Below are 19,026 nucleotides of genomic sequence, written 5' to 3'. Positions count from 1 at the left end.
ATTTTTTTAATCAGAGCGCGTAGTTCGCAGACCATTGTTCAAGAATATTCTTGTATGGCTTGATGAAGTGCTCTTCCGTATATTTGCCCTGCTTGACCGCCAGCTGGCTGCGCTCTTCCCGGTCATAGACAATCTGCGTCAAGGAGTAATCCTGGTTCTTCAGGCTGGGCTGATACAACTTCCCCGCCGCGGAATTGGCATTGTAAATTTCGGGCCGGTAGATCTTTTGGAACGTTTCCATCGTGCTGATGGTGCCGATCAGTTCAAGATTGCTGTAGTCGGCCAGCAGGTCGCCGATAAAGTAGAAAGCCAGCGGCGCGGAGCTGTTGGGCGGCATGAAATAACGCACCTGCATCCCCATCTTTTCGAAATATTCATCGGTCGACGAGAACTCATTTTGTTGGTACTCGACGCCCAGGATGGGGTGCTGGTTTTCAGTGCGCTGATAGGTCTTGCTGCTCGAGGCGCTGATGCAGATAACGGGCGGCTTGCTGAAGTGCGCTTTATAGGTGTCTGACCTGACAAAGTGCTTGAACAGCTTGCCATGGAAATCGCCGAAGTTGTCCGGCGTGCCAAACGTGGATTTATTATTGTTGTGCTCTGGCAGCAGCACGCTGAAGTCGTAATCGCGCACGTAGGAGGAGAAGTTATTCCCGGCGATGCCATCGATGCGCTCATTGGTTTTTTTATCGATGATGTTCGGCTTCAATATCTCGATCAATGGAATATTGTCGCCTTCGGCATCGATATTCAACGCGACGGAAATGATTTCAAGCTCGACCGAGTAACGGTCTGCGGTCGGATTGTCCCAGTGCGCCAGGTTGTTGAAGCGGCTGTCGATCATTTTCAAGGTATTGCGCAAGTTCTCCTGGCGACGCTCTCCCCGGGCCAGATTGGCAAAGTTGGTCGTCAATCGCGTGCTGTCCGATGGGTGATAGTTTTCATCGAAAACAATGCTCTTGATGCTGAATACAAAATCTTTGCTCATGGTGATCTGTCCTGGTTTCTGCGAAAAGATGAATATGTTGATTGACCGTGGTGATGCGTATCAGGCCGCGACCAGCTCTTCAGCGGTGGCGGATCTCGCATGGCGCGTCAAGCCGATCAAGGGCAATGCCCGTTGCACTGCCAAGGTGGCGCGCTGGAGCAGAGCCTCGTCCTGCAGGCGGTAGTCGGTAAAGTCCTTGTCGGTCGCGTAGACGCCCAGCGGCAATGTGCGTGCCTGGAAGAAGCTGAACAGCGGGCGCAACTGGTGGTCGATCATCAGGGCATGGCGCTCGCTGCCGCCGGTAGCCGCCAGCAAGACGGGCTTGTCGATCAAGGCGTCCTGGTCAATGAAGTCGAAGAAGTGCTTGAACAGACCCGTGTACGAGCCACGATAGACCGGTGTCGCCACCACCAGGATGTCCGCTTGCTCGACCGCCGCGAGTTCCCGCTCCACCGTCTCGGGCAGATGGGAGCGCCAGGTTGCGCCGGCCAGCTGCGGCGCGAGCTGCCCCAGTTCGACCAGGCGTTGTTCGCACAGCACTTCCTCGGCGATCAGGTCCATCAGGTGCTCGGCCAGGGCTGCTGCCTTGGAAGGGCGTTGCAGCCCGCCGGAAACGGCGACTAGGCGAAGTGGACGTGTCATGTTTGCTTTCATAGGGAGTGATGCGCGAGGGCGAAGAATGCCAACAGCAAGAGGATGGATGATAACGGGGTGAATCGATGAAGTATAATGGTCTTATTTCATACATCCATGAATATGGCTCATTCCAATGCTTGAACGTATCCACCTCAGCATCGTCCAGCAAGTCGAGAAACAAGGGTCATTGACGGCCGCCGCAGGCGTGCTGAACCTGACCCAGTCGGCCTTGAGCCACAGCATGAAGAAGCTGGAGCAGCAACTGGGCACCGACGTCTGGCTGCGCGAAGGGCGCAACCTGCGCCTGACGCAGGCCGGCCAGTACTTGCTGGCAGTGGCGAACCGGGTGCTGCCGCAACTGGACCTGGCCGAAGAGCGCTTGGGGCAGTTCGCGCAGGGTGAGCGCGGTGCGCTGCGCATCGGCATGGAATGCCATCCTTGCTACCAGTGGCTGCTCAAAGTGGTGTCTCCCTATCTGGCCGCGTGGCCCGACGTGGATGTGGACGTCAAGCAGAAGTTCCAGTTTGGCGGGATCGGCGCGCTGTTCGGCTACGAGATCGACCTGCTGGTCACGCCCGACCCGCTGTACAAGCCGGGGCTGACATTCGAACCCGTGTTCGACTACGAGCAGGTGCTGGTCGTGGCCAAGGGCCATGCCCTGGCGTCGGCGGCCTATGTGAAGCCCCAGCAATTGACGCAGGAAGTGCTGATCAGCTACCCCGTGGACATCGAGCGCCTGGACATCTACAACCAGTTCCTGTTGCCGGCCGGCGTCACGCCCAAGCGCCACAAAGCCATCGAAACGACCGACATCATGCTGCAGATGGTAGCCAGTGGCCGCGGCGTGGCCGCCCTGCCACGCTGGCTGGTCGAGGAATACGCTACCAAGATGGACGTGGTGCCTGTGCGGCTGGGCCCGCGCGGCATCGCCAAGCAGATCTTCCTGGGCGCACGCGAGACGGACACCGCCATCGACTACGTCAAGGCCTTCATCGCCATGGCGCAAGGAAGCTAAGGTAAAACCGTTGATGCATCACGATATACGCAAGCACGCCAGCAACATCACGCACGCCTATTCGCTGGAAGTCAGTTCGAAGGACATTGCTGCTTTGAGCGCGGCGGCGCCGCGGATATTGACCGGGTCCACCATTGCCATTCCCTACCTGCCACGCGAGAACGACGACGCGCGCCTGGCCGCGGCGCGGGCCGTGCGCAGACTCGGCTTCGAGCCCATGCCGCACTTGTCCGCGCGCCGTATCGCTTCGCTCGCCGGGTTTGAATTATTCGTCCAGCGCGCGGCCGCTGAAGCGGGCGTCGAGCGCTGCTTCGTCATCGCTGGCGATCCATCGATCCCGATGGGGCCGTTTACCGACAGTGCCGCGCTGATCGACACAGGTATTTTTGAGCGCGCGGGCATGAAAGTGATCGGCGTGGGCGGCCACCCGGAAGGCCATCCGGTGATGAGTACAGCCGAGCAGTGGGAGGTGCTTGAACGCAAGTGCCACAACATCGAGATGCGCGGCATGACGCCCTTGATCGTCACCCAGTTCGCCTTTGATGCCGACATCGTGTTGACGTGGCTGGAAGCGCTGCGCGCGCACGGCATCAACCATCCCGTGCGCGTGGGCGTGCCGGGCCCCGCGAGCATCGCGGTGCTGGCGCGCTATGCCGCAGTATGCGGCGTGGGCGCCTGCGCATCGATGTGGTCAAAGTACGGGGTCTCCATCGGCAAGCTGTTCGGCACGGCGGGACCCGATCTGTTTGTAGATCGCCTGGCCGCCGGCCTGACAGCAGCACATGGCGAGGTCAGCCTGCATTTCTTTCCATTTGGCGGCATCGTACAGTCGGCGAAGTGGATAGAGCAATACCGTGCTCGTACCGACCCAGGCCTTTGAGCATCCTGTGCGACGACCGCCGCTCTGGTGACATTGCGCCACCAGAGAAAGACACCATCCGCCCTGCTTACTCCACCGTCACCGACTTGGCCAGATTGCGTGGCTTGTCCACGTCCGTACCGCGTGCCAGCGCCGTGTGATACGCCAGCAATTGCAGCGCGACCACGTGTAGGATCGGCGACAAATCGCCGTAGTGCTCGGGCAGGCGGATGACGTGCAGGCCTTCGCCGGAGCTGATGCGCGAATCGACGTCGGCGAAGACGTACAGTTGGCCGCCGCGGGCGCGCACTTCCTGCATGTTCGATTTCAGCTTTTCGATCAGGGCGTCGTTTGGCGCGATGGTGACGACTGGCATTTCATTCGTCACCAGGGCCAGCGGGCCGTGCTTCAATTCACCGGCCGGATACGCTTCGGCGTGGATGTAGGAAATTTCCTTCAGTTTCAACGCGCCTTCCAGGGCGATCGGGTAGTGCATGCCGCGACCGAGGAAGAGGGCGTTTTCCTTGCGCGCAAATTCTTCGGACCAGGCGATGATTTGCGGTTCCAGCGCCAGCACGGAAGCAATCGCGACGGGCAAGTGGCGCATGGCTTTCAGGTGCGCCGCTTCCTGTTCTTCGGACAGGTGACCATTGACTTGCGCCAGGCACAGCGTCAGCAGGAACAGGCCTGCCAGCTGCGTGGTGAAGGCCTTGGTGGAGGCCACGCCCACTTCCACGCCGGCGCGCGTGATGTAGGCCAGCGCGCATTCGCGCACCATGGCGCTGGTGGCCACGTTGCAGATGGTCAAGGTGTGCAGCATGCCCAGGCTGCGCGCGTGTTTCAGGGCGGCCAGGGTGTCGGCCGTTTCGCCGCTTTGCGAAATGGTGACGACCAGTGTATTCGGATTCGGCACGCTGTCGCGGTAGCGGTATTCGCTGGCCACTTCCACGCTGACGGGTACCTTGGCGATCGACTCGATCCAGTATTTCGCCGTCATGCCCGCGTACGAGCTGGTGCCGCAGGCGAGGATCAGCACGCGGTCGATCTGCTTGAAGATTTTATAGGCGTCGTCGCCGAACAGTTCCGGCATGATGCCCGTCACGCCTTCCAAGGTGTCGCCGATGGCGCGCGGCTGCTCGAAGATTTCCTTCTGCATGTAGTGGCGGTACGGGCCCAGCTCGGCCGCGCCCGTGTGCGCGTGCACGGTTTTCACTTCGCGCTCGACGGGCTTGCCATCAACGTCGACGATCCAGCAGCGCGACAGTTGCAGGTCGACCACGTCGCCTTCTTCCAAGTAGATGATCTGGTCCGTCGTGCCGGCCAGGGCCATGGCGTCGGACGCGACAAAGTTTTCACCATTGCCCAGGCCGACGATCAGGGGCGAACCCTGGCGCGCGGCGACCACGCGGTGTGGTTCGTCGCGGCAGAACACGGCAATCGCATACGCGCCATCGAGGCGTTTGACGGCTTGCTGCACGGTCTCGAACAGGTCGCCGTTGTACATGTGCTCGACCAGGTGGGCAATCACTTCCGTATCCGTCTGGCTCTGGAAGACGTAACCGAGGGCCGTCAATTCGGCGCGCAGTTCGTCGTGGTTTTCGATGATGCCGTTATGCACCAGCGCCACGCGGGCGTTTTCTTCCGTTGGGGAAAAGTGCGGGTGGGCATTGAAGGAGACAGGGGCGCCATGCGTGGCCCAGCGCGTGTGGGCGATGCCCGTGAAACCGCTCAAGCCTTCTTCACCGATCTGCTTTTCCAGCTCGGCTACGCGCGAGGTGGAGCGCGAGCGCTGCAAGCGGCCATCCGCATGCAGGGCGATGCCGCAGGAATCGTAGCCGCGGTATTCCAGGCGCTTCAAGCCTTCGACCAGGATGGGAGTGATATTACGTTGCGCTACTGCGCCGACGATGCCGCACATGGAAACCTCTGTCTAAAATTTAATCAATGCATGCATGCTAATGCAGAGCGTGTGAAATATGCTTTCTAAATCCGTGTATATTTGACTGAATATTTCACCTCTATTTTGTGATGAAATATTATTTCATTTAAACTCAATATATTCTCTAATTCATCAATGCCATGAGCGAAGACAACATTACCCTCGACGAAATCGATCGTCGCATCCTGAACGCCTTGCAAATTGATGCATCGCAAACCAACAGTGAACTGGCGCAAGCGGTGCACGTCTCGGCGCCCACGTGTTTGCGGCGGGTCAAGCATTTACGGGAAAGCGGCGTCATCGAGCGGCAAGTGGCCATCGTCGCGCCGCAGCTGGTGGGCGCGCGCCTGACGGCCATCGTGGAAATCACGCTCGACGTGCAGGCGGCCGAGCGCATGGCGGAATTCGAGCAGCTGGTGGCGCAGGAAGCGGCCGTGCTGCAATGCTACCGCGTCTCGCCCGGGCCCGATTTCGTGCTGATGGTGCAGGTGGCCGACATGCCCGCCTACCACGCGCTGGCGCACCGCCTGTTTGCCGCACACGCGAATGTGCGCAACGTGAAAAGCTATTTTTCCACGTTCCGCAGCAAGTTCGAGACACGCATCGCGGTATGAAGCAAGCGGACAGAACAGTTATCCCTGCTTATCCTCACTTTTCCGCATGCTTATACACAAGTTTATCCACAGCATAAAAATCACGGATTTTCACGGCTGCCACATCCGGCCTCGCAGGAGGCCCCTCAATAAATATGTAGCTAATGCCGTGTAAAAACTTATCCCGGCTTATCCATCGCTTGTCCATGCCTTAAGCACAGGCTTTTGCACAGCTTTACCCACAGCCCATACTTACGAATAATTCTTAAATATCCTTATAATACAATGACTTATAAGTTATTCATCACTTATCCGTAGATTGCACACAAGCTTATCCACAGTTCAGGCAAGCAAAAAACCGGCGATGCTTTTTCAGTCTGCCCGGACTGGCTTGTACGCTGGAGCGGCAAGCTGGACCAGAAAACTTATCCCGTCTTTTCCACAGGTTTTGTACCGTTTATACGCAGTTTATACCGGGCTTATCCATCACTTGTCCGCATGCTTGTTCACATGTTTATCCACACACAGCAATACAGAGAAAATGCGGGATGGGAAAAATGGTCGGACTTATCCCGGGTTGCCAGCCAACTCTCCACAGGATTATCCACAGGTATAAAAAAACGCCGCCAGCCCGGACAGGCTGACGGCGTCATGCGTACCGAGGGCGGTGCGCTTACTTCTTGATTTTCACAGGACGCGTCCAGCCGTCGATGGTCACTTGCCGCGCGCGCGAAACGGTCAGCTTGCCGGCCGGTGCATCTTTCGACAAGGTCGTGCCGGCGCCCAGGGTGGCGCCCTTGCCGACGGTGACGGGCGCGATCAACTGGCTGTCGCTGCCAATGAAGGCGTCGTCTTCAATCACCGTGCGGAACTTGTTCACGCCGTCATAGTTGCAGGTAATCGTGCCGGCGCCAATGTTGACCTTCGAGCCGATGGTGGCGTCGCCGATGTAGGCCAGGTGATTCGCCTTGCTGTGCGCGGCGATCTGGCTGTTTTTCACTTCAACGAAGTTACCGATGTGCACATCTTCCGCCAGGACCGTGCCAGGACGCAGGCGCGCGTACGGGCCGATGATGGAGGCGGCGCCGACGACGGCGTCCTCGATATGGCAGAAGGGCTTGATGTGCGCGCCGGGCGCCACCGTGGCGTTGATGAAGACGTTGTTGGCGCCCACGCGCACGCCATCGCCCAGTTCGACTCTGCCTTCGAACACGCAGCCGACGTCGATGGTGACATCGCGGCCGCAAACGAGTTCGCCGCGCACGTCGATGCGGGCCGGGTCAAACAGGGTCACACCACGCTCGAGCAGCGCTTGCGCGATATTGTTCTGGTGGATGCGTTCCAGCTGGGCCAGCTGCACCTTGCTGTTGACGCCCGCCACTTCCCACACGGCGGCAGGATGCGCCGAGGTGACGGCCACGCCGTCAGCGACTGCCTGGGCAACGATATCGGTCAGATAGTATTCCCCTTGCGCATTGTCATTCGACAAGGCCGACAACCATTGCTTCAGGGCCACGGTGGGCGCGACCATGATGCCGCTGTTGATTTCCTTGATGGCGCGCTCTGCTGGCGTGGCATCTTTTTCCTCGACGATGCGCACGATGGCGCCGTGCTCGCGCACGATGCGGCCCAGGCCGAAGGGATCGTCCTGTTCCACGGTCAGGATGGCCAGCTTATCGTTCCCAGCCGCATCCACCAGTTTTTGCAGGGAAACAGCGCTGGTCAGCGGCACGTCGCCGTACAGGATCAGGGTCGGCACGCTGTCGTCCAGCAAAGGCAGCGCTTGCTGCACGGCATGGCCGGTGCCCAGCTGCTGCGCCTGCTCAGCGGCGTCGATCTGCACGGCATGGTTCACCTTGTAGCCGTCAAGCAACTTCAGCACCGCTGCGCCCCCATGCCCGTAAATCACGCATAATCGGGACGGCGCCAGGCCGCGCGCCGTGTCGATGACGTGCGACAACAATGGCTTGCCCGCCAACGGGTGCAATACCTTGGGCAGTGCCGACTGCATGCGTTTGCCCATACCGGCAGCGAGAATGACAACGTTCATAGACCGTCTTTTATAAGTTAAGAATATGAAAAAGTTTAACACGCAGGCCCCGTTCTCCAGCCGCTTTCGTTACGCCGTGCTGGCCATGCTTTTCATTATCGTCGCAGGCTGCAGCGGCTTGCGCCTGGCCTACAACAATGGCGATACCGTGCTGTACTGGTGGCTGAACGCGTATGTCGACCTGGACCGCGACCAGAAGGGCTGGGTGCGCGAGGATATCGACAAGCTGTTCGACTGGCACCGCAAGACGCAATTGAAGGATTACGTGGAAATCCTGCGCACGGGCCAGAAGCAGCTGCAAGGCAATATCACGCAGGCGGACCTGATGGCCGATTACAGCGAGATCAAGCAGCGCACCCAGGCGCTGCTGCTGAAAGCGGCGCCCGAACTGGCCGACCTGGCCCGTTCGCTCAAACCCGAGCAGATCGCGCAGATGGAAAAGAAGTTCAAATCGAACAATGATGATTACCGCAAGAAATATCTGAGCGGCGACCAGGAGAAGCGCCAGCAACTGCGCTACAAGAAAGCCATGGAGCAATTCGAACTGTGGTTCGGCAGCTTCAGCAGCGAGCAAGAAGCCGTCATCCGCAAGGCGTCCGACGCGCGTCCGCTGAACAACGAGATCTGGCTCGATGAACGCATGCGGCGCCAGCAGAATGTGTTGAACCTGGTCAAGAAGGTCCACCAGGAAAAACTTGGCAAGGACGCCACCGTGGGCTTGATCACGACCCTGATCAAGGACAGTTTCGAGCGCCTCGAACATTCGGAGCGCAAGGCTTTCTTCGATGCCTACGAAAGCAGCACGGCGCAGATGGTCTTGACGGTGATCAAGATCGCCACGCCGGCGCAAAAGGCCCACGCCGTCAAGCGCATGCAGGGCTGGATCGACGATTTCAATTCCCTGGCCACACAACCCAAATAGCGGGGCAGCGCCAGCAGGGGGGGGGGGCCATATGCTATAGTGGCCGCCATCGAATTGAAGAAATCCCCATGCAAAAGAAGATTAAAAAACCCGCCAAAGTCCCTGTCCACCACGCGCCGCCACCGAACCAGGTGCGCATCATCGGCGGCCAGTGGAAACGCTCCGTGCTGCCTGTTTTGCAGGCACTCGGTTTGCGCCCGACACCGGACCGCGTGCGCGAAACCGTATTTAACTGGATCAATCACTTGCGCGATGGCGACTGGGCCAACGCCCAGGTGCTGGACCTGTTCGCCGGCAGCGGCGCGCTGGGCTTCGAAGCGGCCAGCCGCGGCGCCGCGTCCGTCACCATGGTCGACACGCACACGCCCGTGATCCGCCAGCTGGAAGAGAACAAGACGAAATTGCGCGCTGATAATGTCCAGCTGCTGCGCGGCGACGCCCTGCTGACGGCGCAGGGCCTGGCAGCGCGCGGCCAGCGCTTCGACCTGATCTTCCTCGATCCGCCTTACCAGCAGGATTTCCTCGCAAAAGTGCTGCCGCTGTGTGCCAATCTGCTCAAGGAAGGCGGCATCGTCTACGCGGAATCGGGCTTGCCGCTGGTCTTCGATGAAGCGAGCGCACTGGAAAAACCGGAATGGATGGCGCCGTGGGAAGTCATCCGCGCCGACAAGGCGGGCACCGTTTATTATCATTTGCTAACTTACAACAAAGTGCCGGCAACTGCCTGAATCTGCCTATAAATGAGGCAAAAAGGCTCCCTAGCCCGAGGCGCAGCACCAATTTCAGGCATAATGCGCGTCTATATTGGTGCATCGTCAGGGAGCCGCAATGGTTGTAGCCGTTTATCCAGGAACATTCGATCCGCTCACGCGTGGTCATGAAGATTTGGTGCGCCGCGCATCGGGTCTGTTTGACAAGCTGATCGTCGGTGTGGCCGACAGCAAGAACAAGCAACCGTTTTTCTCGCTCGACGAACGCCTGGAAATCGCCAACGAAGTGCTTGGCCACTATCCGAATGTACAAGTGGAAAGCTTTTCCGGCTTGCTCAAGGATTTCGTGCGCAAGCATGAAGCGCGTGTCATCGTGCGCGGCTTGCGCGCCGTTTCCGACTTCGAATACGAATTCCAGATGGCCGGCATGAACCGCTACCTGTTGCCCGATGTCGAAACCATGTTCCTGACGCCGTCCGACCAGTACCAGTTCATTTCGGGCACCATCGTGCGCGAAATCGCGGCGCTGGGCGGCGACGTTTCCAAGTTTGTCTTCCCCTCGGTGAACCGCTGGCTGCAAAACAAGATTGCCGCCAACGCTGCCTCATCGCAATAAGTAAGAGTGAAATCATGGCATTACTGATCACCGACGAATGCATCAATTGCGACATTTGCGAGCCCGAGTGCCCGAATGACGCGATCTACATGGGCGCGGAAATCTACGAAATCGATCCCAACAAGTGCACCGAATGCGTGGGCCACTTTGACGAGCCGCAATGCCAGCAAGTGTGCCCCGTCAGCTGCATCCCCTTCAATCCCGCCTGGCGCGAAAGCCCGGAGCAATTGATGGCCAAGTACGAACGCCTGCAGGCTGAGCTGCCTGCCGCCAAAACCTAAGCTTTTCTCCCGCGCCACTTCTGGACCACTTCTGCGTGGCGCCAGCTTCTGCCAACTGTTCTACACTGTGTGCTGACTTATCCACAGCCCATGGTTTCCACGGAGGTAGAAGATGCAAATACGCACATCCCGTTTCGGCCGTTCCCTCGCAGCCGCCTGCCTGTACGCCGCCTTGGCACAAGCAGCGCTGGCCGTCGAGGTGGGCGGCGTCAAGCTGGACGACACGGTGCAACTGGCCAGCCGCGAATTAAAACTCAACGGCGCCGGCGTGCGCTACAAGGTCATCTTCAAGGTCTACACGATCGCGCTGTACCTGCCGGAAAAGAAAACCCAGCTGGCCGACATCCTGGCGCTGCCCGGACCGCGCCGTCTGGAAATCGTCATGCTGCGCGACATCACTTCCGACGAGCTGGGCCAGGCCTTCATGCAGGGCTTGAAGCGCAGTTCCGACCAGGCCGACCGCACGCGCCTGCTGAGCCAGACGATGCAGTTCGGCGCCATGTTCGAAATGGTGCCCGGCCTGAAAAAGGGCGACATCCTCACCGTGGACTGGCTGCCGGAAGAGGGAACGTTGTGCAAACTGAACGGCAAGCAGGTGGGCGACATGGTGCCGGACCTGGCCTTTTACAATGCGCTGCTGAAAATCTGGATCGGCGCCCATCCGGCCGACACTTTGCTGCGCGCGCATTTGCTGGGCGATATGGCCTGAAGCACAACGCGGGCGTAAAAAAAGCCGGCGTATGCCGGCTTGTCATCTGCAACAGCGAGCTTATGCGCGCGTCGACAGGGCGCGCAATTCGGCGGCGTTGCTTGGCGACACGCCATCCATCTTGCCCAAAGTGCGCTTCAAGGCTTGCGCTTCGCGCATCTGCTGGCGCGCCAGACGCTCTTCGCGGCTCAGCTTGGGACGCACCACCAGCATCATGGCACGGGCGATCCCCACCAGCAAAGGCTTGAACAGCAGGGCGAACGCGCCCACGGCGACGATCACCAGCACGAGTTGCAGGGCGTTGAGCAGGGAAATCTCCAGCACGGGTGCGGATACTGCGTACAGGGCGGAGGCGAAGGTAGACATAGTGTTCCAGTGCATTATAGAATTTGCCAGTACTATAGTGCAGTGCAACATATAAATCTAATTCCATTTCTTGATACCAATTATATGAATCGTGAATGGAAAACTGTAATATTTTTTAACGAGTGAAAATATTCGTGCCCGGCGCGGTTTACACTCCTAAGTAATCAATTTTAAGTAATCAATTCAACTTTTATCTTGGGCTTTCCATGAGTTTTCTGACGCTGGATCTGAACTTGCTGCGTGTTTTCGACGCCGTCATGACGGAACAAAACCTGACGCGCGCAGCTGGCCACCTGGCGATGACGCAGCCGGCGGTATCAAACGCCATCAAACGCCTGCGCGAGAGCCTCGGTGACGAATTGCTGATCCGCACGGCGTACGGCGTAAAACCCACGCCCCGCGCCGAAGCGCTGTGGCCATCCGTGCGCTCGGCCCTGGCCAGCCTCGAAGCGGCCGTCACGCCGGAAACCTTCGACGTGTCGAAGACCCACGCCACTTTCCGCATGGCGATGGCCGATGCGACGGCCGCGTTCTGGCTGCCCTCGCTGATGCGCTCGATCGAACGGGAAGCACCGGGCGTCAACGTGCGCATGATGCCGCTGACCACGCGCGAACCGCGCCCCATGCTGCTGCGCGGCGATATCGACCTGGCCGTGGGCTTCTTTCCCGGCGTGGCGGCGCAATTGTCGAGCGAAACGGGTTCGCCGATCCGCCACGAGCGCCTGTATTCCGGCAAGTATGTGTGCGTGATGCGGCGCGGCCATCCGCTGGCCGACAAGGAATTGACCTTGGATAACTACTGCGCGGCCAACCATTTATTGGTGAGCTTTTCCGGCCGCGCGCATGGCTTGATCGACGAAGCCCTGTCGCAGATCCACCGCGAACGGCGCATTTTGTTGACGGTCAACCAGTTCTTCACGGCCGGGCGAGTGGTCGCCAATTCCGACCTGATCACGGTCTTGCCACGCCATTTGATCGCCTCGACGGGCATGACGGAGTCCCTGCTGTACAAGGATTTGCCGCTGACCTTGCCGGCCGTCCACCTGGACATGCTGTGGCACGAGCGTGACGCCCGCAGCCCCGCCCACAAATGGCTGCGTAATCATCTGGAAAGCATGAACACGCCCACTTTACGGACGGCCACGGCGGCCGGCGGCGGCGTGGCACCCAAGCCGCATATCGAGTAAGCGTCGCCTGCACAAGAAAAAACGCCTGATGATTTCTCATCAGGCGTTTTGCTATGCGTGATTGCTGGAGCGATAACCGATCCGGAAACCGCCCCAGTGCTTGCCCTCGACGTGGATGGGCACGGACAAATCGTGCATGACTTCGCCCGTGTCGCGTTTATACGTCTGCAACAGGAAGGCCTTGGTATTGCTGCCGCAGCGCTTGCCCGTGCGGTCGCTGAAGATGCGCTTGGTGCGGTTATTGACCATATCGGTGGCGTAGTCGCCCGTCAGCGGCTGGGAAAACTTCTTGTTGTGCGTTGGAAAATAGCCATTGTTGTCGACGGCGCCCGCATACGCCAAATGGGGCAGGGCGGCCAGCACGCCTTCCTGCAGGTCGGGCAGCACCTTGTCCGTAAATGCGTCGAATTTCGTGTTGTGCTTGGGCGGATTCGTATTCGGGATGGGCCGGTAGTGGCGGTCGAACAGGGCTTCGCGCGTGATGCGGCCCGATGCAATCGCTTGTTCGAACAATTTTCCCACCTCGCGCGCGGCGCGCTGGGCCGCCTCGCGGATCTCGTCATGCGGCGTGGCCACGCTCGATTCACCGAGGGCGCCGGCGATCACTTCGGCCCGCTCGGCCAGGGCCATGGCCGATTGCGTGGCGCGCGGCAATTCGGCATTCGTCGACAGCATGCTGTCGCGGATTTGCAAGATGGCGTCGGCGATCACTTGCGTCGTGTCGACGTGTTCACGCGAGGCGCGGGCGATTTGCCCGATCTCGTCTTCCGATTCGCCCGACGATTGCTCGATATGGCTGAGCGAGGCATGCACGCTTTCCACGTTGCGCGCCGCTTCCGTGACACCGGCCGCCAGCGAACTCATGCCGCGCGCGGCCTTTTCCGACTGTTCATTGATTTCGCGCACCATCACGCTGATTTCATCGGAAGCTTCCTTGGTGCGCTGCGCCAATTGCCGCACTTCACCGGCCACCACGGCAAAACCGCGGCCGTGTTCGCCGGCACGGGCCGCTTCGATGGCGGCGTTCAGCGCCAGTAAGTTGGTGCGCGCGGAAATATCGGAAATGGCTTCCGTGAAGCCCGTGATGCGTTTGGATTTTTCCTGCAGACTCAGCATGGTGCTGGATGCGCCTTGCGCTTCCTCGCGTGCCGTATTGATGCGGCGCAAGCCTTGGTCCACTTCGGCACGCGCCGCCACGTTTTCCACGCGCACGCCGGCGGCCACCTTGGCGGCCCGCTCCGCATTGGCGGCGATCTTTTCCGTCATCGCGGCATTTTGTACGGAACTGTCGGCAATGTCGCTGGCCGTGCGGACATCGAGTTCCACCTTCTGTTTGACGGAATCGACAAAATACGAGGTTTCCGCCGCACCGATCATGATGGCATCGATGGCATTGCCCACCGTGTCGGCGAACTGGTGCAAGCCCGGTTCGCCACGCGGACGGCCGGCAAACGCCAGCAGCGCGGCGCCGATGACGGCGGCCATGCAGGCAATCAAATAAGGATGGTCGCCGCCCGACAGCAGCAACAGATAGACCAGGCAACAGGCAACGGCCATGGCCAGGATCGTGAATACAAAGAAACGCACCAGCTGATGCTGCAACTGCTTCATTTGTCCCCCGCTGCGCGAACCCGTCACGTCCCGGGAGGGACGTGCTGTGGCCGTATGCGGATGGGCACGATTGCCCACCTTGCACCCTGAACACAACGTCTGCGCGTGTTTTCAGGCCGGCTACCGGATAGCAGAATTGTAGTTCTACCCTACAACATTTGTTCCGATAGCTCAATCAGAAAAACGGGACGGCTACACCAGGGTCACTTAATTGGCAATTTGGTGGTGTTTTTGACCTCTTCCATGACGGCATAAGTGTGGGTTTCCCGCACACCTTTCTGCAACAGCGTCTTGCCCAGGAATTCGCGGTAAGCGGCCATGTCCTTGACGCGCGCCTTGACCAGGTAATCGAAACCGCCAGCGACCATATGACATTCCAGTACCTCTGGAATGATTTGTACGCTATGCTTGAAGGCGTCGAACACTTCTGGTGTCGTGCGATCAAGCACCACTTCAATGAACACCAGCAGCGACACGTCGAGCAGCTGCGGGTTCAACTGGGCCGTATAGCCCATGATGTAACCGGATTCGTGCAACTTGCGCACGCGCTCCAGGCAGGCAGCCGGCGACAGGTTCACGCGCGCGGCCAGCTCCACATTGCTGATGCGTCCATCGCTCTGCAATTCCATCAGGATTTTCTTACTGATCTTGTCCAGCATTCCCATCACCCCCAAATTAATATTATTTGGTTAAATTGTCGCATCAAAAACTATCTATTGCTAGTCCCCTGTATTACCAGAATTAATCCATAAGAATCCCCTTTACAATCGAATCATCTTAACGTCCGACTTTCTGTATTTTTTTGCACCAAAAAAGAGCAAGAATTACGTCAGTTTTCGTCCCCTTTTTCCTTGTAAAGAGCACTTATGCACCCTGCAGGCCCCTCGGCTTTTACCCCGATTCCTTTTGCTGCGTTCCAGGCAGAAATCCTGCCCGAAGCGACACCACAACGCGCCGCCATCACCGCCGCCTATAGGCGCGACGAGGTTTCCGCCGTGCAGTGGCTGTTGCAACAAGTGCGCCCCAGCAGCACCGAAACGATGGCCGAAGGACAAGCGCTGGCGCACCGCCTGGTCTCGAACGTGCGCCAAAAACGCACACGCGCGTCCGGCGTCGATGCACTGATGCACGAGTTCTCGCTATCGTCGGAAGAGGGTGTTGCATTGATGTGTCTGGCTGAAGCGCTGTTGCGTATACCCGACAGTCAGACGGCCGACCGTTTGATCGCCGACAAAATCAGCAAGGGTGACTGGAAAAAACACCTGGGCGAATCGCCGTCGCTGTTCGTCAACGCGGCCACCTGGGGTTTGCTGATTACGGGCAAACTGGTCAGTACCAGCAGCGAATCGGGCCTCGGTTCGGCCATGACCAAGCTCATCGCCAAAGGCGGCGAACCGCTGATCCGCAAAGGCGTTGACCTGGCCATGCGCATGCTGGGCAACCAGTTTGTTACAGGCCAGACCATCGAGGAAGCGTTGAAAAACAGCCGCGAGAATGAAACGCGCGGCTACCGTTACTCCTACGACATGCTGGGCGAGGCAGCCCTGACGCAGCAGGACGCGGCCAACTACTACGCCTCGTACGAAACGGCAATCCACGCCATCGGCAAGGCGTCGAACGGCCGCGGCATCCGCAACGGTCCCGGCATTTCCGTGAAACTGTCGGCCCTGCATGCGCGCTACAGCCGCGCCCAGCGCGCCCGTGTCATGGAAGAATTGCTGCCGAAAGTCAAAACCCTGCTGTTGCTGGCCAAACAGTACAACATCGGCTTCAACATCGATGCGGAGGAAACGGACCGCCTGGAATTGTCGCTCGACCTGATGGAAGCACTGGCTTTCGATGCGGATCTGGCCGGCTTCGACGGCATCGGCTACGTGGTGCAGGCGTATCAAAAACGCTGCCCGTTCGCCATCGATTTCCTGATCGACCTGGCGCACCGCAGCGGCCGCAAGTTCATGGTGCGCCTGGTCAAGGGCGCGTATTGGGATGCGGAAGTCAAACGCGCGCAAGTCGATGGCCAGGAAGGCTATCCCGTCTACACGCGCAAGGTCTACACGGACGTCTCTTACCTCGTGTGCGCGCAAAAACTGCTGGCCGCCAGCAGCCTGATCTATCCACAATTTGCCACGCACAACGCGCAAACCCTGTCGACCATTTATACCTGGGCGAAACGCGACGGCATCACCGACTATGAATTCCAGTGCCTGCACGGCATGGGCGAAACCTTGTACGACCAGGTCGTCGGCCCCGAGAATCTCGACAAGCCGTGCCGCATCTACGCGCCCGTCGGCTCGCATGAAACCCTGCTGGCCTACCTGGTGCGCCGCCTGCTGGAAAACGGCGCCAACTCGTCGTTCGTCAACCAGATCGTCGACGAAAGCGTGGCCATCGATAGCCTGATCCGCGATCCGCTCGAGCAGGCGCGCCTGCAGGGCGGCTTGCCGCATCCGTCGATTCCGCTGCCGCTGGACATGTTTGGCAGCGAACGCAGGAACTCGGCCGGCCTGGACCTGTCGAATGAAGATACTTTGCGCACGCTGGCCACGGGACTGGCGCAACAGCAGACATGGCAGGCAGCACCGCTGATCGATGGCGCCGTCAGCCTGAATGGCCCCACGCACATGCTGCACAATCCGGCCCAGCACGACGATGTCGTGGGCAAGGTCATGGAAGCCGGCCCGGCCGACGTGGAAACGGCGCTGGCCAGCGCCAGCGCCTACGCCATGGATTGGCAAACCACGGAGCCGTCGATCCGCGCACAAGCGTTGCTGCGCGCGGCCGACCTGTTCGAGGAACACCACATCGAGCTGATGGCCCTGGCCGTGCGCGAAGCGGGCAAGTCCCTGCCGAACGCGATCGCGGAAATCCGCGAAGCCGTCGACTTCCTGCGCTACTACGCGGCGCAGGTGGAACACGCGCCAAATACCCTGGCGCTCGGTCCCGTCACCTGCATCAGCCCGTGGAACTTCCCGCTGGCCATCTTTACGGGCCAGCTGGCCGCCGCCCTGGCCGCAGGCAACGTGGTGCTGGCCAAGCCGGCCGAGCAAACGCCGCTGATCGCCCACCGCGCCGTGCAATTGCTGCACATGGCAGGCGTACCGCGCGGCGCGCTGCAATTCTTGCCCGGCAGCGGCGAAGTCGTCGGTGCCGGCCTGTGCAATGACGCACGCGTGAAAGGCGTGATTTTCACGGGCTCGACGGAAGTGGCGCAACTGATCAACCGCAACCTGGCCGCGCGCGCCGTGGCCGAAGGCATCGATATTCCCCTGATCGCCGAAACGGGTGGCCAGAATGCCCTGATCGTCGATTCGTCGGCCTTGCCGGAGCAAGTGGTGCAAGATGTGATGTCGTCCGCCTTTGACAGCGCCGGCCAGCGCTGCTCGGCCTTGCGCGTGCTGTTCCTACAAACGGAAATCGCCGACAAGACCATCCACATGCTCAAGGGCGCCATGCAGGAATTGCGCGTCGGCAATCCTGACCGCCTGGCGACCGATATCGGTCCCGTCATCGATGCGGAAGCGCAAGGTAACTTGCTGGCACACATCAACAAGATGAAAACCATGGCCATCGACCATTATTCGCTCGATTTGCCGACCGTCAAAGGCACGTTCGTCGCCCCGACCGTGCTGGAAATCAAGTCGCTGGCGCAATTGACGCAGGAAGTCTTCGGCCCCGTGCTGCACGTGATCCGCTACAAGCGCTCCGAGCTGCCGCAACTGGTGCAATCGATCAACGACAGCGGTTACGGCCTGACCCTGGGCATCCATACACGCATCGATGAAACGATCGATTTCATTACCAAGCGCGCGCACGTAGGCAATATTTATGTGAACCGCAACATCGTCGGCGCCGTCGTCGGCGTGCAACCGTTCGGCGGCGAAGGCAAATCAGGCACCGGCCCCAAGGCGGGCGGCCCCCTGTACCTGAAACGCCTGCAGCGCAATGCGCCGGCCGGCGCGCAGCATCAACGCCAGGCGCCGCCAGCACTCGACGCGCTGACCGTGTGGGCAAAGATGCATGGCCACGACAAGGTAGAGCAACTGGCGCAGGAATACGCACGCACCACCTTGCTGGGCAGCACCACCGTCTTGCCAGGCCCGACAGGCGAGCGCAATACCCTGAGCTTTGCCGCGCGCGGCACGATTCTGTGCGCGGCAGCGACCTCGGGCACGCTGATGAACCAGCTGGCGGCCGTCCTGGCCACCGGTAACGAGGCCTTGGTGCTGGTGCAAGCGCCGGAGCTGATCCCGGGCGACTTGCCGGCCGCGCTGAAAGACCGCATCCAGATCGTCAGCAACCTGGAGTCGGTCAAGCATGATTTCCAGATCGCCATGATCGAGCCTAGCCTCGATGGCCAGCTCAAACCGCTGCTGGCGGCACGGGAAGGGGCCCTGGTGGGCACCATCGCTACCACGCAGGACGGTGCCATCCCTCTGTGGCGCCTGGTCGCTGAGCGGGCGCTGTGCGTGAATACGACGGCGGCCGGTGGGAATGCCAGCCTGATGATGCTCAGTGTCTAACATGTAAGCAGGTAGTCAACGCAA

17 protein-coding genes are annotated in these 19,026 nt (G+C 59.8%); 10 read left to right on the top strand and 7 right to left on the bottom strand.

Going from position 1 to position 19,026, the window contains the following annotated elements; translation table 11 throughout:
- Positions 1 to 10: 10 nt before the first annotated feature.
- Together KO538_RS13775 and msuE are read right to left on the bottom strand one after the other, a co-directional pair.
- The gene (locus KO538_RS13775) at positions 11 to 988 is read right to left on the bottom strand and encodes a DUF1852 domain-containing protein (protein ID WP_072456035.1); all 978 of its coding nucleotides are present in this window, start codon (positions 986 to 988) and stop codon (positions 11 to 13) included.
- A gap of 60 nt (positions 989 to 1,048) precedes the next feature.
- Complete coding sequence (gene msuE, locus KO538_RS13770; protein WP_219328606.1) at positions 1,049 to 1,630, bottom strand: FMN reductase; 582 nt, start codon at positions 1,628 to 1,630, stop codon at positions 1,049 to 1,051.
- A gap of 127 nt (positions 1,631 to 1,757) precedes the next feature.
- Between msuE and KO538_RS13765 the strand changes: the two genes are divergently transcribed.
- Both KO538_RS13765 and KO538_RS13760 read left to right on the top strand, forming a co-directional pair.
- On the top strand, positions 1,758 to 2,639 hold the full coding sequence (locus tag KO538_RS13765; RefSeq protein WP_219328605.1) for a LysR family transcriptional regulator: 882 nt from the start codon (positions 1,758 to 1,760) through the stop codon (positions 2,637 to 2,639).
- Between the two features lie 13 nt (positions 2,640 to 2,652).
- Entirely contained in the window at positions 2,653 to 3,519 is an 867-nt protein-coding gene (locus KO538_RS13760) for a methylenetetrahydrofolate reductase (RefSeq protein ID WP_219328604.1), read from the top strand.
- 67 nt (positions 3,520 to 3,586) lie between these two features.
- On the opposite strand, the gene glmS is transcribed toward KO538_RS13760, so the two are convergent.
- Positions 3,587 to 5,416 carry a glutamine--fructose-6-phosphate transaminase (isomerizing) gene (glmS, locus tag KO538_RS13755; RefSeq protein WP_034752623.1) on the bottom strand — a complete coding sequence of 610 codons (1,830 nt, stop codon included), beginning with the start codon at positions 5,414 to 5,416 and terminating at the stop codon, positions 3,587 to 3,589.
- Positions 5,417 to 5,577: 161 nt separating this feature from the next.
- Here glmS and KO538_RS13750 point away from each other — a divergent pair, with 161 nt between their 5' ends.
- Positions 5,578 to 6,051: an Lrp/AsnC family transcriptional regulator gene (locus KO538_RS13750; protein WP_034752625.1), complete on the top strand. Its 474-nt coding sequence runs from the start codon at positions 5,578 to 5,580 to the stop codon at positions 6,049 to 6,051.
- A gap of 652 nt (positions 6,052 to 6,703) precedes the next feature.
- Here the strand turns inward: KO538_RS13750 and glmU are convergent.
- Complete coding sequence (gene glmU, locus KO538_RS13745; protein ID WP_219328603.1) at positions 6,704 to 8,080, bottom strand: bifunctional UDP-N-acetylglucosamine diphosphorylase/glucosamine-1-phosphate N-acetyltransferase GlmU; 1,377 nt, start codon at positions 8,078 to 8,080, stop codon at positions 6,704 to 6,706.
- Positions 8,081 to 8,105: 25 nt separating this feature from the next.
- On the opposite strand from glmU, the gene KO538_RS13740 reads away from it, so the two are divergent.
- The 5 genes from KO538_RS13740 (at position 8,106) to KO538_RS13720 (ending at position 11,318) form a co-directional block, all read left to right on the top strand.
- Positions 8,106 to 9,002 (top strand): DUF6279 family lipoprotein, encoded by an 897-nt coding sequence (locus KO538_RS13740; protein WP_219328602.1) that lies wholly within the window; start codon positions 8,106 to 8,108, stop codon positions 9,000 to 9,002.
- A gap of 68 nt (positions 9,003 to 9,070) precedes the next feature.
- Positions 9,071 to 9,730, top strand: a complete 660-nt coding sequence (gene rsmD / locus KO538_RS13735; RefSeq protein WP_152988600.1) for a 16S rRNA (guanine(966)-N(2))-methyltransferase RsmD — start codon at positions 9,071 to 9,073, stop codon at positions 9,728 to 9,730.
- A 100-nt stretch (positions 9,731 to 9,830) separates the two neighbouring features.
- The gene (gene coaD / locus KO538_RS13730; RefSeq protein ID WP_034752633.1) at positions 9,831 to 10,328 is read left to right on the top strand and encodes a pantetheine-phosphate adenylyltransferase; all 498 of its coding nucleotides are present in this window, start codon (positions 9,831 to 9,833) and stop codon (positions 10,326 to 10,328) included.
- Positions 10,329 to 10,342: 14 nt separating this feature from the next.
- The gene (locus tag KO538_RS13725) at positions 10,343 to 10,609 is read left to right on the top strand and encodes a YfhL family 4Fe-4S dicluster ferredoxin (RefSeq protein ID WP_034752637.1); all 267 of its coding nucleotides are present in this window, start codon (positions 10,343 to 10,345) and stop codon (positions 10,607 to 10,609) included.
- Between the two features lie 112 nt (positions 10,610 to 10,721).
- On the top strand, positions 10,722 to 11,318 hold the full coding sequence (locus KO538_RS13720; RefSeq protein ID WP_219328601.1) for a chalcone isomerase family protein: 597 nt from the start codon (positions 10,722 to 10,724) through the stop codon (positions 11,316 to 11,318).
- A 60-nt stretch (positions 11,319 to 11,378) separates the two neighbouring features.
- Here the strand turns inward: KO538_RS13720 and KO538_RS13715 are convergent, their stop codons facing one another.
- Complete coding sequence (locus KO538_RS13715) at positions 11,379 to 11,684, bottom strand: hypothetical protein (RefSeq protein WP_034752641.1); 306 nt, start codon at positions 11,682 to 11,684, stop codon at positions 11,379 to 11,381.
- Between the two features lie 206 nt (positions 11,685 to 11,890).
- Between KO538_RS13715 and KO538_RS13710 the strand changes: the two genes are divergently transcribed.
- A complete protein-coding gene (locus KO538_RS13710; RefSeq protein WP_034752642.1) occupies positions 11,891 to 12,871 on the top strand; it encodes a LysR family transcriptional regulator in 981 nt (326 codons plus the stop codon).
- A gap of 51 nt (positions 12,872 to 12,922) precedes the next feature.
- On the opposite strand, the gene KO538_RS13705 is transcribed toward KO538_RS13710, so the two are convergent.
- Both KO538_RS13705 and KO538_RS13700 read right to left on the bottom strand, forming a co-directional pair.
- Positions 12,923 to 14,482, bottom strand: coding sequence for a methyl-accepting chemotaxis protein (locus KO538_RS13705; RefSeq protein ID WP_219328600.1), 1,560 nt, complete (start codon positions 14,480 to 14,482; stop codon positions 12,923 to 12,925).
- 203 nt (positions 14,483 to 14,685) lie between these two features.
- Complete coding sequence (locus KO538_RS13700) at positions 14,686 to 15,141, bottom strand: Lrp/AsnC ligand binding domain-containing protein (RefSeq protein ID WP_010393827.1); 456 nt, start codon at positions 15,139 to 15,141, stop codon at positions 14,686 to 14,688.
- Positions 15,142 to 15,348: 207 nt separating this feature from the next.
- Here KO538_RS13700 and putA point away from each other — a divergent pair, with 207 nt between their 5' ends.
- Complete coding sequence (gene putA, locus KO538_RS13695; RefSeq protein ID WP_219328599.1) at positions 15,349 to 19,002, top strand: trifunctional transcriptional regulator/proline dehydrogenase/L-glutamate gamma-semialdehyde dehydrogenase; 3,654 nt, start codon at positions 15,349 to 15,351, stop codon at positions 19,000 to 19,002.
- Positions 19,003 to 19,026: the final 24 nt, after the last annotated feature.

The organism is Janthinobacterium sp. NKUCC08_JDC, from assembly GCF_019345575.1.
Classification (GTDB): domain Bacteria; phylum Pseudomonadota; class Gammaproteobacteria; order Burkholderiales; family Burkholderiaceae_D; genus Janthinobacterium; species Janthinobacterium aestuarii.
This window is presented reverse-complemented; position numbering and strand designations above follow the sequence as displayed.

Bases quoted from the DNA above. Each gene is read 5' to 3' on its own strand.
- KO538_RS13710 (WP_034752642.1), top strand. From the start codon at position 11,891: ATGAGTTTTCTGACGCTGGATCTGAACTTGCTGCGTGTTTTCGACGCC.
- KO538_RS13725 (WP_034752637.1), top strand. From the start codon at position 10,343: ATGGCATTACTGATCACCGACGAATGCATCAATTGCGACATTTGCGAG.
- KO538_RS13700 (WP_010393827.1), bottom strand. From the start codon at position 15,141: ATGCTGGACAAGATCAGTAAGAAAATCCTGATGGAATTGCAGAGCGAT.
- KO538_RS13760 (WP_219328604.1), top strand. From the start codon at position 2,653: ATGCATCACGATATACGCAAGCACGCCAGCAACATCACGCACGCCTAT.
- glmS (WP_034752623.1), bottom strand. From the start codon at position 5,416: ATGTGCGGCATCGTCGGCGCAGTAGCGCAACGTAATATCACTCCCATC.
- KO538_RS13740 (WP_219328602.1), top strand. From the start codon at position 8,106: ATGAAAAAGTTTAACACGCAGGCCCCGTTCTCCAGCCGCTTTCGTTAC.
- rsmD (WP_152988600.1), top strand. From the start codon at position 9,071: ATGCAAAAGAAGATTAAAAAACCCGCCAAAGTCCCTGTCCACCACGCG.
- glmU (WP_219328603.1), bottom strand. From the start codon at position 8,080: ATGAACGTTGTCATTCTCGCTGCCGGTATGGGCAAACGCATGCAGTCG.
- KO538_RS13715 (WP_034752641.1), bottom strand. From the start codon at position 11,684: ATGTCTACCTTCGCCTCCGCCCTGTACGCAGTATCCGCACCCGTGCTG.
- coaD (WP_034752633.1), top strand. From the start codon at position 9,831: ATGGTTGTAGCCGTTTATCCAGGAACATTCGATCCGCTCACGCGTGGT.
- KO538_RS13775 (WP_072456035.1), bottom strand. From the start codon at position 988: ATGAGCAAAGATTTTGTATTCAGCATCAAGAGCATTGTTTTCGATGAA.
- KO538_RS13720 (WP_219328601.1), top strand. From the start codon at position 10,722: ATGCAAATACGCACATCCCGTTTCGGCCGTTCCCTCGCAGCCGCCTGC.
- KO538_RS13705 (WP_219328600.1), bottom strand. From the start codon at position 14,482: ATGAAGCAGTTGCAGCATCAGCTGGTGCGTTTCTTTGTATTCACGATC.
- KO538_RS13765 (WP_219328605.1), top strand. From the start codon at position 1,758: ATGCTTGAACGTATCCACCTCAGCATCGTCCAGCAAGTCGAGAAACAA.
- KO538_RS13750 (WP_034752625.1), top strand. From the start codon at position 5,578: ATGAGCGAAGACAACATTACCCTCGACGAAATCGATCGTCGCATCCTG.
- msuE (WP_219328606.1), bottom strand. From the start codon at position 1,630: ATGACACGTCCACTTCGCCTAGTCGCCGTTTCCGGCGGGCTGCAACGC.
- putA (WP_219328599.1), top strand. From the start codon at position 15,349: ATGCACCCTGCAGGCCCCTCGGCTTTTACCCCGATTCCTTTTGCTGCG.